Source organism: Citromicrobium bathyomarinum, assembly GCF_021021475.1.
GTDB lineage: Bacteria > Pseudomonadota > Alphaproteobacteria > Sphingomonadales > Sphingomonadaceae > Alteriqipengyuania > Alteriqipengyuania bathyomarina.
Window position 1 is genome coordinate 413734 of record NZ_JAINWL010000001.1, and the last position, 14578, is coordinate 428311.

The 14578-nt window shown below is 66.2% G+C and carries 15 protein-coding genes; 8 read left to right on the top strand and 7 right to left on the bottom strand.

The features are described from left to right. Positions 1-10: 10 nt before the first annotated feature. A complete protein-coding gene (locus tag K7H93_RS02075) occupies positions 11-769 on the bottom strand; it encodes a 3-hydroxybutyrate dehydrogenase (protein ID WP_230782212.1) in 759 nt (252 codons plus the stop codon). A gap of 134 nt (positions 770-903) precedes the next feature. On the opposite strand from K7H93_RS02075, the gene ypfJ reads away from it, so the two are divergent. The 3 genes from ypfJ to K7H93_RS02090 all read left to right on the top strand — a co-directional run bounded on the left by ypfJ (position 904) and on the right by K7H93_RS02090 (position 4648). Further along, positions 904-1785: a KPN_02809 family neutral zinc metallopeptidase gene (ypfJ, locus tag K7H93_RS02080; RefSeq protein ID WP_054523906.1), complete on the top strand. Its 882-nt coding sequence runs from the start codon at positions 904-906 to the stop codon at positions 1783-1785. Positions 1786-1821: 36 nt separating this feature from the next. Then, on the top strand, positions 1822-3570 hold the full coding sequence (locus tag K7H93_RS02085; protein WP_230782213.1) for an ATP-dependent Clp protease proteolytic subunit: 1749 nt from the start codon (positions 1822-1824) through the stop codon (positions 3568-3570). A 79-nt stretch (positions 3571-3649) separates the two neighbouring features. After that, positions 3650-4648: an LLM class flavin-dependent oxidoreductase gene (locus K7H93_RS02090; RefSeq protein ID WP_230782214.1), complete on the top strand. Its 999-nt coding sequence runs from the start codon at positions 3650-3652 to the stop codon at positions 4646-4648. Between the two features lie 69 nt (positions 4649-4717). On the opposite strand, the gene K7H93_RS02095 is transcribed toward K7H93_RS02090, so the two are convergent. The 6 genes from K7H93_RS02095 to sdhC form a co-directional block, all read right to left on the bottom strand. After that, positions 4718-6406 (bottom strand): M56 family metallopeptidase, encoded by a 1689-nt coding sequence (locus tag K7H93_RS02095; RefSeq protein WP_230782215.1) that lies wholly within the window; start codon positions 6404-6406, stop codon positions 4718-4720. After that, a complete protein-coding gene (locus K7H93_RS02100) occupies positions 6403-6792 on the bottom strand; it encodes a BlaI/MecI/CopY family transcriptional regulator (RefSeq protein ID WP_054525963.1) in 390 nt (129 codons plus the stop codon). The genes K7H93_RS02095 and K7H93_RS02100 overlap by 4 nt, the downstream gene beginning before the upstream one ends. A gap of 112 nt (positions 6793-6904) precedes the next feature. Then, positions 6905-7774 carry a glycoside hydrolase gene (locus K7H93_RS02105; protein ID WP_230782216.1) on the bottom strand — a complete coding sequence of 290 codons (870 nt, stop codon included), beginning with the start codon at positions 7772-7774 and terminating at the stop codon, positions 6905-6907. A gap of 56 nt (positions 7775-7830) precedes the next feature. After that, positions 7831-9687, bottom strand: coding sequence for a succinate dehydrogenase flavoprotein subunit (gene sdhA, locus K7H93_RS02110; RefSeq protein ID WP_230782217.1), 1857 nt, complete (start codon positions 9685-9687; stop codon positions 7831-7833). After that, the gene (sdhD, locus tag K7H93_RS02115; RefSeq protein WP_010239964.1) at positions 9687-10073 is read right to left on the bottom strand and encodes a succinate dehydrogenase, hydrophobic membrane anchor protein; all 387 of its coding nucleotides are present in this window, start codon (positions 10071-10073) and stop codon (positions 9687-9689) included. Before sdhD ends, sdhA begins: the two co-directional genes overlap by 1 nt. Before the next feature lie 10 nt (positions 10074-10083). Further along, positions 10084-10464, bottom strand: a complete 381-nt coding sequence (sdhC, locus tag K7H93_RS02120; protein WP_029140636.1) for a succinate dehydrogenase, cytochrome b556 subunit — start codon at positions 10462-10464, stop codon at positions 10084-10086. Between the two features lie 170 nt (positions 10465-10634). Here sdhC and K7H93_RS02125 point away from each other — a divergent pair, with 170 nt between their 5' ends. The 5 genes from K7H93_RS02125 to K7H93_RS02145 are packed head-to-tail and all read left to right on the top strand — an operon-like array spanning position 10635 to position 14525. After that, positions 10635-11345, top strand: a complete 711-nt coding sequence (locus tag K7H93_RS02125; RefSeq protein WP_230782219.1) for an SDR family NAD(P)-dependent oxidoreductase — start codon at positions 10635-10637, stop codon at positions 11343-11345. Further along, positions 11335-12282: a subclass B3 metallo-beta-lactamase gene (gene bla, locus K7H93_RS02130; RefSeq protein WP_230782221.1), complete on the top strand. Its 948-nt coding sequence runs from the start codon at positions 11335-11337 to the stop codon at positions 12280-12282. Before K7H93_RS02125 ends, bla begins: the two co-directional genes overlap by 11 nt. Beyond that, positions 12279-12896 (top strand): DUF6151 family protein, encoded by a 618-nt coding sequence (locus K7H93_RS02135; RefSeq protein ID WP_230782222.1) that lies wholly within the window; start codon positions 12279-12281, stop codon positions 12894-12896. The genes bla and K7H93_RS02135 overlap by 4 nt, the downstream gene beginning before the upstream one ends. Further along, complete coding sequence (locus tag K7H93_RS02140) at positions 12886-13827, top strand: 50S ribosomal protein L11 methyltransferase (RefSeq protein WP_230782223.1); 942 nt, start codon at positions 12886-12888, stop codon at positions 13825-13827. The genes K7H93_RS02135 and K7H93_RS02140 overlap by 11 nt, the downstream gene beginning before the upstream one ends. Next, a complete protein-coding gene (locus K7H93_RS02145; RefSeq protein WP_230782224.1) occupies positions 13824-14525 on the top strand; it encodes a DUF2459 domain-containing protein in 702 nt (233 codons plus the stop codon). Before K7H93_RS02140 ends, K7H93_RS02145 begins: the two co-directional genes overlap by 4 nt. Positions 14526-14578: the final 53 nt, after the last annotated feature.

Sequence of the window (14578 nt, forward strand, 5' to 3'; positions counted from 1 at the left end):
ATCTCATGGTCTAGTCAGCGGTCCAGCCGCCATCGACGCTCCAGTTCGCGCCGTTCACGTTGGCCATCGAATCGCGGCACAGGAACACCGCCATCTCGCCGATATCTTCCGGCTGGACGAACTTCTTGGTCGGCTGCTTGGCCAGCAGCACTTCGTCGATCACTTCCTCGCGGCTCATCCCGCGCGCCTTCATCGTGTCGGGGATCTGGTTCTCGACCAGCGGCGTCCAGACATAGCCCGGGCTGATGCAGTTGACCGTGATTCCACTGGTCGCGAGTTCCAGCGCGACCGTCTTGGTCAGCCCGGCAATCCCGTGCTTGGCCGCCACGTAAGCCGACTTGTAGGGCGAGGCGACCAGCGAATGCGCGCTGGCGGTGTTGATGATCCGTCCCCAGCCGCGTTCCTTCATGTGCGGCACTGCCAGGCGGATGGTGTGGAACGCCGCAGACAGGTTAAGGGCGATGATCTTGGCCCACTTGTCGACCGGGAATTCCTCGACCGGGCTGACATGCTGCATCCCTGCATTATTGACCAGAATGTCGACCCCGCCGGCCTGCGCCATCATCGCCTCGATCGCGGAAACATCGGTCAGGTCGCTGTCGAAATAGTCCGCCCCGCCCAGTTCCTTGCGCAGCTGCGCGATCTCGCTTTCGTCCCCGAAGCCGTTGAGGATCACCGCCGCGCCTTCTGCATGCAGCGCGCGTGCGACTGCCAGTCCGATGCCGGAGGTCGATCCGGTAATAAGAGCCTTCTTACCTTCGAGGAACATCGCTAGCCTTTCGTGTATTAAGCACTGCGTATGGAGCCAATCGCCGCCTGGGTGCCGTGGTTCCGCTGGCAGGCGCACATTGCAAGGGTTTTTCTTCGTAATGCGCGCGGGGAGAAGACAGGGGGACAAGCGCGATGCGGCTCAATCCATTCAACACCGACAATATCGATGTGCGCGGCGGCGGTGGCAGCCGCTTCCCCGGTGGCGGTGCAGGTCAGCTGGGCTGCGGCACGATCATCATCGCCGGGATCGTCTCGCTGCTGTTCGGTACCGATCTCGGCCAGACAATCGCGGTTTTCGATAGCGTCGACCAGGCGACCAATGGTGGTCAGGTGGCCAATTCCCAAGGGAAGATGAGCGAGGAAGAGCTGTGTAGCAGCAGCCAGTACGCGACCGAGGCGTGCAACGCGCTGCAATCGCTCAATAAGACATGGGAGCCAGTCTTCGCGCAGGCGAATGTCGGTTTCGAACAACCGTTCCTCTATCTGTTCAGTGGCGGCGTGAATACCGAGGGGTGCGGCAGCGCAAGCTCTGCGGTCGGCCCGTTCTACTGCCCGGCGGATGGCGGCATCTATCTCGACACCGGCTTTTACGATGTGATGCAGCGCCAACTGGGTGCAGGCGGCGATTTCGCGCGGCTCTATGTGGTGGCGCACGAATACGGACATCATATCCAGAATCTGACCGGGCTCGCCGCGCAGGTGCGCAGTCTCCAGCAACGCTCCCCGCGCGACGCAAATGCGCTTCAGGTGCGTATGGAGCTGCAGGCCGATTGCTATGCCGGGGTGTGGGCGGGCAAGAACAGTGATCTTATCGAGCCGGGCGATTTCGAGGAAGGCATGGAAGCCGCCGCGGCGATCGGGGATGATGCCATTTCGGAACGCATGGGCGGCAGGGCCTCGCCCGAGAGCTTTACCCACGGTACCAGCGCCCAGCGCATGGAGGCATTGCGGCTCGGCATAAGAAGCGGCGATGATACGACCTGCGACCGCTATTTCGCGCCCGAGTCGTTCTAGGCGCGATTCCGCCAAGGGGGGCAGGCCGACAACGCCATGGACTTCATCCGTAACCTCATCACGCTGATCCAGCGGCTCCAGACGATCGTGCGCGACGGGCAGAAGCGCGGCGACCTTCCCGGCATGGCGATGGCTCTGGTGCGCGAGGTGACCGGCAATGGCGGCGAAGAGGAAGGCGAGGCGAGCGGGCCTGCGATCTATCAGGGCAAGCGCGCACAGGCCGATCAGGGCACGCCCGAAAGGGCCTCTCGCGCGACCGCCCGCAACCGCGCGGCGCGTGATACCGACCTGCCCGAACCGGCGGTCTATCGCAGGCCCGAAGGCAGCAGCGATACGCCCGATTTCGAGCCTGCCCGGGCCCCCGCGCGCAATGCGGGCGAGGCCGAAGAGCAGTTCCCCGAGCCTGCCGCCGCGCCGCTGCAAAAGGAAGACTACGACTACCAGCCCGCCTCCGCCCCGCCCGAAGACACCACGATCGAGCCGAAATACGAACCGGCCCGCGCCTCCGCCCCGGAGCCTGAACCCGAGCCCGAGCCCGAGGAGTCGATGGAGGTAAGCGCCGCCTCCGTCACGTGGGACGACGATTCCCAGCCCGCCCCAACTCCGCCCGTGCCTGCATCGGAGCCGCAGGAGACCGTGCCACCCGAACCGTTGGAGGCCTCCGCCGCGCCCGTTCCGGCAGAAGCGAAAGAGGCCAGCGCGACGAAAGCCGGCGACGACGACGAGTGGTTCGACCTCGACGAATGGCAGGGCACAGCGCTGAAGGTCGCGGGTGTCGGGGCCGCCGCCGCCGCGACCGCAGCGGGCGCGATTGCGATCAAGGACCGTTTCTTCGACCGCGACGACGAGGAAGGTGGCGATAAGGACGGCAGCGAGGAAGACCGGCCTGAGGCTGCCGCGAGCCGCTCCGCTATCCCACTTCCGTCAGGCGATGAACCGCTGGTGCGGGACGCGCCTGACGCCGACACAGAGCAGCGCTCCGAGGATGAGGGCGACGGTGACAGCGACGGCGCCGAAAATGACGGTCGCAAATGGGCGGCCGCTGCCGCCGTTGCCGCTCCTGCCGTCGCCGCCGTGCTTCCCAAGGCGTCCGGCGAGGAGGAAACGCAGGAGGAAGAACCCTCCACTTCCGAAAGCGAGCGACCCTCGCCCCCTCCCCCCGAGCCGCAGCCGGAACATCGCCAGCAGGTCGAGATCATTCCTGCCGACCCGCGCAATCCGGCAACCAAGCCCGCCTCCCAGTCGCTCGCCAGCCCCGGCATCCGCCTCTACGGCACGATGGACGCCGCGATGTATGCCGAGTTCAGCGAGATGCTCTCCGAACAGGCACCGGGCGGGCCGATCGTGATCGCGTTGACCACGATGGACGGCGACCCCGAAATCGCCCGCAGCATGGCCGAGGATATCCGCCTGCTGCGCGATCGCGGGCGGCGCGAGATCATCTTTCTTGGCAAGACCGCGGTCTATTCTGCAGGCGTGCTGTTCATGGCCGCCTTTCCCGTCGGCCAGCGCTACCTCACCCGCGCGACCAAGCTGCTGATTACCGAGAACAAGCGCGCGCAGCCGATCCAGCTGGCGGGCGGATCGCTGCGCAGCGTGGCCAGCCAGCTGGAACATGCCCGGCGCGAGATCCAGCGCGAGATCGATCAGGAAGACGACGATTTCCGCGCGATCTCCGAAGGGTCCAATGTCAGCGTGCAGGAACTGCGCGAAAAGGCGCCGGGCGACTGGTACATCACCGCCAGCGAAGCCAAGGCCATGGGCCTGATCGCCGAAGTCGTCTGAGCATCGGCTGTCCCGGCGCAAAGCAAATCTACGCAGGCGCAGGTTTGAATTTCGCTGCCCCGCCGCCATCTTGGGTTGCATGACAAAACTCTCCCTGCTCGACCTCCTCCACGTCACCGAAGGTGGCGATGTCCGCCGCTCGCTCGCCAATGCCGTCGACATGGCGCGCCATGCCGAAGCGCTGGGGTTCGAGCGATACTGGTGCGCAGAGCATCACGGGATGGAAGGGATCGCCAGCGCGGCGACATCGGTGGTGATCGGCCATGTCGCCGCGGGGACCGAGAAGATCCGCGTCGGCGCGGGCGGGATCATGCTGCCCAATCATTCCCCGCTGGTGATCGCCGAGCAGTTCGGCACGCTGGACGCGCTGTACCCGGGCCGCATCGATCTGGGGCTCGGCCGCGCGCCGGGCAGCGACCAGCGGGTTGCCGCTGCGCTGCGCCGCAATCTGGACAGCAATCCCGATGCCTTCCCGCGCGACGTGGTCGAGCTGCAAAGCTATTTCGCCGATGACGGGCGCACCGGGATCAGGGCCACGCCGGGTGCCGGTGCCGATGTGCAGCTCCATATCCTCGGCTCCAGCCTGTTCGGCGCGCAGGTCGCGGCGATGCTGGGCCTGCCCTACGCCTTCGCCAGCCACTTCGCCCCGCAGGCGCTGGATGACGCGCTGAAGATATATCGCGACCGGTTCGAGCCTTCCGCTGTGCTGAGCGAGCCCTATGCGATCTGCGGCTACAACGTCTTCGCCGCGGATACCGAGGAAGAAGCGCAGCTGCTCGCCAGTTCAATGCAGCAGAGCTTCGTGAGGCTGCGGACCGGCCAGCCGGGCAAGCTGCCGCCGCCCGTCGAAGGCTATCGCGAAAACCTGCCGCCGCAGCTTTCGGGTATGCTGGACGGCGTCCTCTCGGCCACTGCGATCGGTACGCGCGATCAGGTGCGCGAGCAGATGAATGCCTTCGTCGAGCGCACCCAGGCCGACGAGCTTATCATCGCCGGGTCGATCTACGACCACGAGGCGCGCAAGCGCAGCCTGGCCCTGGCCGCAGAAGCCTTTGCGGGCGAACCCGCAGCCGCCTGACCCCGAAAAAAGAGGGCGGCGCACGTCTGGGGGAAACGTGCACCGCCCTTACTGATGCTGCTCCCAGCGTCAGTTTGTCCTGCCGACCTCGCGCATCGCCTCATCGAGCGCGCGCAGCGCCTCGGTCCGCTCTCGCCGCGACAGATCGCGATCGCTCTCGATCTCGCGGCGGGCGCTGGCAATCGCGTCTTTTGCGCTCGCCATCATGGCGGTGCGACAGAACACCATCACCTTCTTGCCATCGGGACCGATACGCTCGGTCACCGCCTGGTCGCTCCCGTCGCAAGCGAAGGTGAATTCGGGCATCTCGGCAGCGGCCTGGGCGAGCGCGAGGCGAGTCTCGCGCTCGATCATGCCGCTCTCGCCAAGGCTCCGGCGCATCTCATCCAGTTGCTTGCGCAGGTCGCCATTTTCTCCGAGCCGCTTGCGCAGAAGCTCCATCTCGCTCCGCAGCTCGCGCTGCATGCGGTCGGTATCGACCCTTGCATCGCGCAGGCTGTCGAGCCCGGCTTCGATCTTGGCCCGCTCCTCTGGCGTCGCGGGGCGACCATTGACGGTGTAGGTGGTCCGCTTGGTGCGCTTGCCAGAGTCGTCGGTCGTCACCTTGCGTTCGACGCGGACCACACGCTCTGCGTCATCGCCATCGTCTCCGTCAGATAGCACGAAGACAGCGGGCGCTTCCGGTGCGGCGGGTGCCTCCGGCGCGGCAGGCGCATCCGGCGCAGCCGGAGCCACGGGGGCGAGCGGTGCCACCGACGCTACCGGGGCGAGCGGTGCCGCAGGAACCTCGGGCACGCCCAGCGCCTCTGCATAGGAAATCGATGCGGTCAGCGGCACGGCGGCGAGCGCACCGATCATCAGCGTGCGTGCGGCAATCCGCCGACGCGGGGAAATATCGGACATGGTCAGGCTCCTCAGACGGTGGATAATCGATTTGTCCCCCAGCACCGGGCACGCCATCGGCGCGGCCAGCGCCAGGCTGGCGCGCCTGTCGCTGCGGGTCGCGAAGGACGCGATCGTGGTTGCGTAGGCTTCGCGCCGGCGCGCATCGCAGCGGGCGACGACACGGGCATCGCATGCCGCTTCCTGATCGCGCCGCATCGCACGCCAGCCGACCCAGCCGAGCGGGTTGAACCAGTGCAGCGCGAACAGCGGCTGGACCAGCGCGTTGACCAGCAGGTCATGTGCGCGGTGGTGCGCCAGCTCGTGCTCCAGCGCGAGATCGCGGCGGGTCTTCTCGGTATTGGCCATGAAGCCTTCGGGCAGCGCGATCACCTTGTCGAACACGCCGAACGCGACCGGCGATGCGGTGGCAGGCGATTCGATCAGCCGCACGCTGCCGCGCGTGCCGACGCCGATGCTCGCCCGCAGAAGCTGGCGGCGCATGGCGAAATAGAGCGTGTAGCGGCGGATCAGGAAGACCAGCACACCGGTCAGCCACACCACCATCCCGATCAGCGCCCAGTCGGTGGCAGGCTCGCTCGCCACCATGGGTTGCAGCAGCAGCGCGCCACCCCCGGTTTCGGCGAGCGTGTGCTCTCCTATTGGCAGAAGAACCGCCGTCGGTTCCGGACCCATCGATGCCGGCAGCACAATCGGCGGAAGGACCAGCCGCGCGACCGGCAGCGCCCACAGCGCGTAGGCGGCGTGCGCCCCAAAATGACGCGACACGGGACGGCGCAGCACCAGCACCACGGCGACGAGCGCGCCGGTCCACAGCAGCGTGTCGAAGGCGAAGCCTTGCAGGTCGATGCTCATTTGCGCATCTCCTTCAGCAGGCGTTCGATCTCGCCGAGATCCTCGTCGGTCAGAGCCTCGCTTTCGGCGAGATGCGCGAACAGGGAGGCCGCGCGTCCGCCGAACAGCCGGTCGACCAGCCGCCGGGATTCTCCGCCGACATAATCCGCACGCTCGATCAGCGGGGTGTAGAGAAACCGGCGTCCATCGGGCTCGGTCGCCAGAGCGCCCTTGCTTACCAGACGGGACAGCAGCGTCTTGACCGTGGGCATGGACCAGCCGCGCGCTTCGCAGACCTGATCGCACACATCCGTCGCGCTGACCGGATGGCGATCCCAGATCACCTCCATGATCGCGTGCTCAGCCTCGCTGATGCGTTCGCCCTTGCCGTCTTTCGAATCGGACATCGACCGTCTCCCTCCTCATCCGTCTACACCTGTAGCCATAACGACTACGGATGTAAACATGAGCGGTGGATGAACGGTTCGTGAGGCGCTTTGCCCTCGCCCGGACAAGCGATCAGCAGACTTCTGCGGTGTTCTCCGGAATCGGGCCCGGCGGCACGCGCGCATCGCTCATCCAGAAAGGATCGGCCGCCAGCCGGTGCCGGTCGCCATAGGCGGCGCGCAAGGCGGCGGCTAGCTGCGGATCATAGGCTTCCAGATCCCGATGCCCCAGAATCCGGCGCCCGTCGAACACCTGCAGGCGGTTCGAATCGAACCAGAATTGCGTCCCTTCGGCCCAATATTCCTGGACCGTGGTCATGTTGTATTCCTCGAACCACAGCTTGTTGGCCTGCGCATTGGCATACGCCGCCTCGACCTCGGCGTAGAGATCGGGGTCCGCGCCCTGGATGGCGAACAGGATGTTGTGCGCGAATTCGTGGACCAGGATCGTCTCGCCGTAATAGCGGCTGGTCGGCAGGCCGAGGACATCCTCTTCGGAACCGACCGTATGCTGCCCGCCGATCCCGCGCGCGCGCGCATCCCAGTAGGCGCGGTCGGTCAACCGCCCGATCCGCTCGTCATAATGCTTCTTCTCGCACCGGGTCAGGCGCGGATCGTCGGGGGCCGGCTTTTTCCAGTGCGCGTTCTCGGGAAGGTCGAGCAGCGCCTCTGTCTCGGCGATGATCGCGACGCGATAGCCTTCCCCGCGCAACCAGTCCGCGAGATCGGGCCGGAAGGCGAGCATATCCTCGATCATCGCCTCCGCCGCGACCATCGCATCTTCGGACACGACGCTTGAGGAGACCACGGGGATACCATCCGCATCGCGGTACTGCGTGTAGAAGTCGGGAATGCCCAGCGCGGGTGGCGGGGGTGAGGCGGCGACGCTCGCGCAGGCGGTCAAGGCCGCCACGCTGGCGATTGCAAGAAAGCGGGAGCTCATGCTGCCAAGCTACATCCGCAAAAATGAACGGCGGGCGAAACCGCCCGCCGTCTCAATTAGTACACCCGCTTCTTCGGCTTGATGTACTCGATATCGTCGGTCAGCGTGTATTCGTGGACCGGGCGATAATCGATCTTCATATCGCCCTTGCCCGAACCCTTGGCACCGCCGCCCCAGCCGTCGAACCACGTGACCGTGTGCTTCATCCACTCGGCGTCGTTGCGATCGGGGAAGTCCTCGTGCGCGTGGGCGCCGCGGCTTTCCTTGCGGTTGTCGGCGCTGGTCATGGTGACGCTGGCCTGTGCCATCAGGTTGTCGAGCTCCAGCGTCTCGATCAGGTCGCTGTTCCAGATCAGCGAGCGGTCGGACACGTGGATGTCCTGCATCGAAGCGTTGACCTCGGCGAGGTGCTTCTTGCCCGCCGCGAGCGTTTCGGTGTCGCGGAACACGGCAGCATGCTTCTGCATGGTCTTCTGCATGTCTTCGCGAATCCGCGCGGTCGGCAGGCTACCCTTGGCATTGCGGAAATGGTCGAGCCGGGTCAGCGCCAGCTCGGCACTGTCGGCGGGAAGCGCATCATGGCTCGCGCCCGGCTTCATCGTTTCGGCCAGACGGTGGCCGATCGCGCGGCCGAACACCACGAGGTCGATCAGCGAGTTCGAGCCAAGGCGGTTTGCGCCATGGACCGAGACGCAGCCCGCCTCGCCCGCGGCATAGAGCCCGGGCACGACATGGTCGGGATTGCCGTCCGGCCCCAGCGTCACGACTTCGCCGTGATAGTTCGTCGGAATGCCGCCCATGTTGTAGTGGACGGTCGGCGTCACGGGGAGCGGTTCGCGCGTCAGGTCGACGCCGGCGAAGATCTTGCCGCTTTCGGTGATGCCCGGCAGGCGCTCTGCCAGCACCTTGGGATCGATGTGATCGAGGTGCAGGTAGATGTGGTCGCCATCCTTGCCCACGCCCCGGCCTTCACGCATTTCCAGCGCCATCGAGCGCGAGACGACGTCGCGCGACGCCAGATCCTTGGCCGAGGGAGCATAGCGTTCCATGAAACGCTCGCCTTCGGAGTTGGTCAGGTAACCGCCCTCGCCGCGTGCGCCTTCGGTGATCAGCACGCCCGCGCCGTAGATGCCGGTCGGGTGGAACTGAACGAATTCCATGTCCTGCAGCGGCAGGCCTGCGCGCAGCACCATACCGCCACCGTCGCCGGTGCAGGTATGGGCGCTCGTCGCGGTGTAGTAGCAGCGGCCATAACCGCCGGTTGCCAGCACCACGGCATGCGCGCGGAAACGGTGAATCGTGCCGTCATCGAGGCACATCGCGATCACGCCGACGCAGCGACGGTTGGCACCCTCGCCCGTCATGATCAGGTCGATCGCGAAATATTCGATAAAGAAGTCCGCGTCGTACTTCAGGCTCTGCTGGTAGAGCGCGTGGAGCATCGCGTGCCCGGTACGGTCCGCCGCGGCGCAGGTGCGCTGCACGGGCGGGCCTTCGCCCATGTTCTGCATGTGGCCGCCGAACGGGCGCTGGTAGATCGTGCCATCCTTGTTGCGGCTGAAGGGCACGCCTGCGTGCTCCAGCTCGTACACCGCCTGCGGGGCTTCACGCGCGAGATATTCGATCGCGTCCTGGTCGCCCAGCCAGTCAGACCCCTTCACGGTGTCGTACATGTGCCAGGTCCAGTGGTCGGGCGTGTTGTTGCCCAGCGACGCGGCGATGCCGCCCTGCGCGGCCACTGTGTGCGAACGCGTGGGGAAGACCTTGGAGATGTTGGCGGTCTTGAAGCCGGCCTCTGCGGCGCCCATCGTGGCGCGCAGGCCCGAACCGCCCGCGCCGACGACGACCACGTCGAAATCATGGTCGATGATCGGATAGGCGCGTCCGTTGATTTCGAAAGTATCGGCAGCCATCAGGCGGCTCCTGCAAATGCGATGCTGGCGATGCAGAAGATGCCGAACACGGCCCCTGCCACCGCCACGAGATTGAGAAGGGCGATCAGCGCGAAGCGGCTGCCGCCCTGGTGGATATAGTCCTCGATCAGAACCTGCAGGCCCAGCCGCGCGTGCCAGAACGTGCTGACGATCAGCAGGATCAGCGCCGCCGCCGCGATCGGTGAGGAGAGCCAGCCGGTGACCGTGCCGTAGTCATAGGCGGGCAGCAGCAGGAAGCTGACCAGCAGGAACAGCACCAGCACCAGATTGCCGATCGCGGTGAACCGCTGGAGCAGCCAGTGATGCGCGCCCTCGTGGGCCGAGCCGAGGCCGCGCACGCGGCCGATGGAGGTTCCGTTACCCATGGGAAATGCCTTACTTGAGGAGGATGATCGCCCAGAAGGCGATGGTCAGAAGGACGCCGAGGATCGGGGCCAGCGTCGACCAGGTCTTGTTGATCGTCAGCTCGTACCCCGCGCCGATATCGAGCACGAAGTGGCGCAGACCGCTCATCATGTGGCTGAAGAAGGCCCAGGTCAGGCCGACCAGCACGATATAGCCGGGGATCGAGGTCGCAACGGCGGAGAAGGTGGCATACGCCTCCGGCCCGCTTGCCATCGCGCCAAGCCACCAGAGCAGCACGGCGAGGCCGACCAGCGCCATTCCGTCACCGGTGACACGGTGCAGGATCGAGGTGAACATGTGCGGGCCCCACTTCCAGATCTGGAGATGGGGAGAGAGTGGTCTGTTCGACATGGTGGCTTGCGGGTCCAATCTGGCCGGTGCGGTAGGTCTTGCGCCTCCACTTAGCGGATGCGCGGTCAGGTTCAAGCGAGTCAAAAGCATGGGTGCAAAAGCACGGACCATGGGGTGAGCGCAAGCGCGGGGCTTGGTCGCGCGCATCAATCGGCCTAACAGGTGGCTCCATGACAGGCATTCTCGTCACAGGATCGAGCCGCGGGATCGGCGCCGCCATTCGCGAACAGCTGGAGGCGCGCTGCGTGCGCGTGGTCGGCCACTCGACACGCGGGATCGAGGAAGGCGAGATTGCTGCCGACTTTACAGAGCCTTCCGCACCGTCGACGCTGTGGGAAGAGGCGCTGCGGCAGACCGACGGCGCAATCGACGTGCTGATCAACAATGCCGGGCTGTTCGACGGAGTCCCGCTCGACACCTCGGACATCGAATGGCTCGATGCGTGGGAGGAAACGCTGCGGATCAACCTGACCGCCGCCGCCCAGCTCAGCCGTTTCGCCGTGCGCCACTGGCAGGAACGCGGCTGCGAAGGGCGGATCGTCCATGTCGCCAGCCGCGCCGGGCATCGCGGCGATTCGCCCGCGCACTGGCACTATGCGGCGGCCAAGGGCGGGATGCTGGCGCTGCACAAGACCATCGCGCGCGCTTATGCGAGCGAAGGCATCTACAGCTTTGCGGTCACGCCGGGCTTTACCGATACCTTGATGGCGGGGGACTATCTTGAGAGCCGGGGCGGGCCGGGCCTACTCGCCGATATTCCGCTGGGCCGCGTGGCCGAGCCGGAGGAAATCGCCAGCATCGCCACTTGGTGCGCGCTCGAAGCGCCGCCTTCGATGACGGGCGCGACGATCGACGCCAACGGAGCCAGCTATGTCCGCTAGGCTTGCCGTGCTGGCAGCGCTGGCACTTGTCGCTGGCGGCTGCGCGCCCGCGCCCGAGTCGCCCGCCACCGCCGATCCTGTGGCGCACGACGTCGTCTCGTCACCGGACATGGCCACCAGCTTCCCGCAGTCCGCGTTTCTCGAAAAATGCGAAGACTGGGACGAGTGGGACACACCCGCCCCGCCCTTCGAGCTGCTTGGCGACACCTGGTACGTCGGCACCTGCGGCATTTCCGCGCTGCTCGTGATCGGCGATGGCGAGCACATCCTGATCGACAGCGGCGTGGAGGATGCGGCACCGCTGATCCTCGCCAATATCCGCGCGCTCGGCATCGACCCGCGCGATGTGGGCTATCTGCTGATGAGCCACGAGCATTTCGACCATGTGGGCGCGCACGCAGCCCTCGTCGAAGCGACCAGCGCAGAGGTGATCGCCTCGCCCATAGCGGCTCAGGTTCTGTCCAGCGGCGAGGCAAGCGCGGACGATCCGCAGGTCGACATCCACCCTGCGATGACGCCGGTGAAGGTCGACCGGATCGTGAGCGATGGCGAGGTGCTGACGCTGGGCGGCAAGGAATTCACCGCGCATGTCACCCCCGGCCACACGCCGGGCGCGATGAGCTGGACGTGGAATGCCTGCTCGCTCCCGTGGCAACCGCCGGTGTGCCGCCGCGTCGCCTATGTCGACAGCCTCTCGCCCGTCTCGGCGGACGATTACCGCTTCAGCGATCACCCGGCAGTCGTGGCCGATTTCCGGCGCAGCATCGCCAGGGTCGCCAAGCTTCCGTGCGACCTGCTCGCAACGCCGCATCCCTCGGCAAGCGGAATGCTCGACCGGATGGCAGATGGCGGATTGCTCGATGGGGCCGCTTGCGCAGAATACGCGAGGGCGATCGAGAAACGGCTGAACGAGCGGCTGGCGAAAGAAGGCGAATGAGTGACCTAGCAGGTCCGGGTTCCGATCTGCCCTTCTCCTGCCGCTGCGGCGCGGTGAAAGGGGTGATCGAGAGAGCGGGCCCGCGCGAAGGCGATTTCGTCGTCTGTCACTGCACCGATTGCCAGACCTTCGCCAATCGCTTCGATGCGGGCGACAGGGTGATGGGCGATCAGGACGCAGGCACACCGCTCTACCAGAGCCGCTGCGCACGGATGCGGATAGAGAGTGGGCGCGACCGGCTGCGATGCATCCACCTGACCGAAGAGGCGACCCTGCGCTGGTACGCAGGCTGTTGCGACACGCCGCTGTTCAACTCGTACAAGAACGGCAAAATTCCCTATGTCACCACGCTTGTGGGCAATTGCGACGCCGGGGCACGAGCGCGGATGCTGGGGGAACCGATCGGGCACCTCTTTGTCGATGACGACCCGACATGTACGGAGCCGGTTCCCCGCCTTTCGATGAACACGCTGATGCGGCGATTCTTCGTCAGGATGGTCAAGGACATCGTCTCCGGAGACCGCCGCCGGAGCGCGCTGTTCGATCCCGAAACGCTGGAGCCGATCGTGGCCCCCGCTCGCGCGAAGAAAGAAGATATCGCCCATGTCGGCTGACATCACTGCCGAAGAAGCCGGAATCAGCTGGAAGCTGACCGCACTGGTCGACCGCAAGGCCGCCGAGGCCGCACTCGCGGCGAGTGTGGAGGACGCGTGGGACAGCGATCTGGTGATGAGCGCGCACGAGGTGGAGGCGGATCGCTACGATCCTATCAATGCCGGGTTGTGGCGGATAGAGGCGTGGTATCCGCGCAAGCCCGACGAGACGCTGCGCGCCACGCTCGACACGATGTTCGACGGCAACGCCCCGGACTTCACGCTGGAGAAGGTCGAGCCGGAGGACTGGGTCACGATAAGCCAGCAGGCGGTTGAGCCGGTCCGCGCCGGGCCGTTCCATATCCGCACCCCCGACCACGCGGCCGCGCCCGAGGGAATCGACCTGGTGATTCCCGCCAGCCGCGCCTTCGGCACCGGGCAGCACGAGACCACCGCGGGGTGCCTCGCGATGCTCGGCTGGCTGCGCGCGCGCGGCGTCCACCCGCGTGACATCGCCGATATCGGCACCGGCACCGGCCTGCTCGCGATCGGCGCGCTCAAGCTGTTCCCCACCGCCAATGTGATCGCCAGCGACATCGACCCGGTGTGCGACGAGATCGTGCGCGAGAATGCCCAAGGCAACGCGGTCCCGCTCGGCCAGCGGCCCGGCGCGCTGCATTACGTCACCGCGCCGGGCATGGACAATCCCGCGCTCAGGGCCCGCGCGCCGTACGATCTGCTGATCGCCAATATCCTCGCCGGCCCGCTGATCACGCTCGCGCCCGATTTCGCGCGCGCGGTGCAGCCGGGTGCCTATGTCGTTCTGGCCGGTCTGCTGACCACGCAGGAGGCGCGGGTGACGCGCGCATACCTGCAACAGGGGCTGCGCCGCGAACATCGCATCGTCGATGGCGACTGGTCGATCCTGTGCCTGCGGATGCCCGCCAGATGAGAGCGGTCAGGCTGCTCGGCTGGACGCTAGGCAGCCTGGTCGGCGCGACCGCGCTGCTGATCGCAGGCTTCTTCCTCGCTGCATGGGCGGGATCCTCGATCCCGCGCAATGCCGGGTGGAGCGAGACCGAGACCGGCATCCCGATCATGGTCGAAAGCAACGGCGTCCACACCGGGATCGTGATGCCGATAGCGACCCCGGTGAAGGACTGGCGCGAGACCATCCCGTTCGCCGCAGAGCCGTTGCCCGATGGCAGGCGCGCGACTCACATCTCGGTCGGCTGGGGCGACCGCGAAGTGTACCGCACGGTGGCAACTTGGGGCGATCTCAAGCCGGGCACCGCACTGCGGATCGCGACCCGAGGTGGCCCGGCGGTGATGCGGGTGGCGCGCTATTATCGCCCCTCCGGCGGCCCGAACCATCGCTGGATTATCCTGCGCGAGGCGGAATATGCGCGGCTGGTGGCTGCGGTGGAAGCAGGCCTGCCGCCCATCGCGGACCCGAAGAATCGCGTCAGCCTGACAAGCTTCGATCCGCAGGCGCGCATCTACGACAGCACGGGCCACTACACGCCGTTCTACAGCTGCAATCAGTGGGTCGCCGACGCGCTGGCGGAGGCGGGAATCGAAATAGGCCTGTGGAGCCCGCTCGCCGGCGGCGTGATGAAGTGGATCCCGCAGGGCGCGGCGCAGCCCTGATGCGATCAAAAAGCAGATGACGCTGCGGCTTGCTTGCATCAGTGTAAGTAAGC

Coding starts and splice junctions, on each gene's coding strand:
- K7H93_RS02075 (WP_230782212.1), bottom strand. CDS start 769: ATGTTCCTCGAAGGTAAGAAGGCTCTTATTACCGGATCGACCTCCGGC.
- ypfJ (WP_054523906.1), top strand. CDS start 904: ATGCGGCTCAATCCATTCAACACCGACAATATCGATGTGCGCGGCGGC.
- K7H93_RS02085 (WP_230782213.1), top strand. CDS start 1,822: ATGGACTTCATCCGTAACCTCATCACGCTGATCCAGCGGCTCCAGACG.
- K7H93_RS02090 (WP_230782214.1), top strand. CDS start 3,650: ATGACAAAACTCTCCCTGCTCGACCTCCTCCACGTCACCGAAGGTGGC.
- K7H93_RS02095 (WP_230782215.1), bottom strand. CDS start 6,406: ATGAGCATCGACCTGCAAGGCTTCGCCTTCGACACGCTGCTGTGGACC.
- K7H93_RS02100 (WP_054525963.1), bottom strand. CDS start 6,792: ATGTCCGATTCGAAAGACGGCAAGGGCGAACGCATCAGCGAGGCTGAG.
- K7H93_RS02105 (WP_230782216.1), bottom strand. CDS start 7,774: ATGAGCTCCCGCTTTCTTGCAATCGCCAGCGTGGCGGCCTTGACCGCC.
- sdhA (WP_230782217.1), bottom strand. CDS start 9,687: ATGGCTGCCGATACTTTCGAAATCAACGGACGCGCCTATCCGATCATC.
- sdhD (WP_010239964.1), bottom strand. CDS start 10,073: ATGGGTAACGGAACCTCCATCGGCCGCGTGCGCGGCCTCGGCTCGGCC.
- sdhC (WP_029140636.1), bottom strand. CDS start 10,464: ATGTCGAACAGACCACTCTCTCCCCATCTCCAGATCTGGAAGTGGGGC.
- K7H93_RS02125 (WP_230782219.1), top strand. CDS start 10,635: ATGACAGGCATTCTCGTCACAGGATCGAGCCGCGGGATCGGCGCCGCC.
- bla (WP_230782221.1), top strand. CDS start 11,335: ATGTCCGCTAGGCTTGCCGTGCTGGCAGCGCTGGCACTTGTCGCTGGC.
- K7H93_RS02135 (WP_230782222.1), top strand. CDS start 12,279: ATGAGTGACCTAGCAGGTCCGGGTTCCGATCTGCCCTTCTCCTGCCGC.
- K7H93_RS02140 (WP_230782223.1), top strand. CDS start 12,886: ATGTCGGCTGACATCACTGCCGAAGAAGCCGGAATCAGCTGGAAGCTG.
- K7H93_RS02145 (WP_230782224.1), top strand. CDS start 13,824: ATGAGAGCGGTCAGGCTGCTCGGCTGGACGCTAGGCAGCCTGGTCGGC.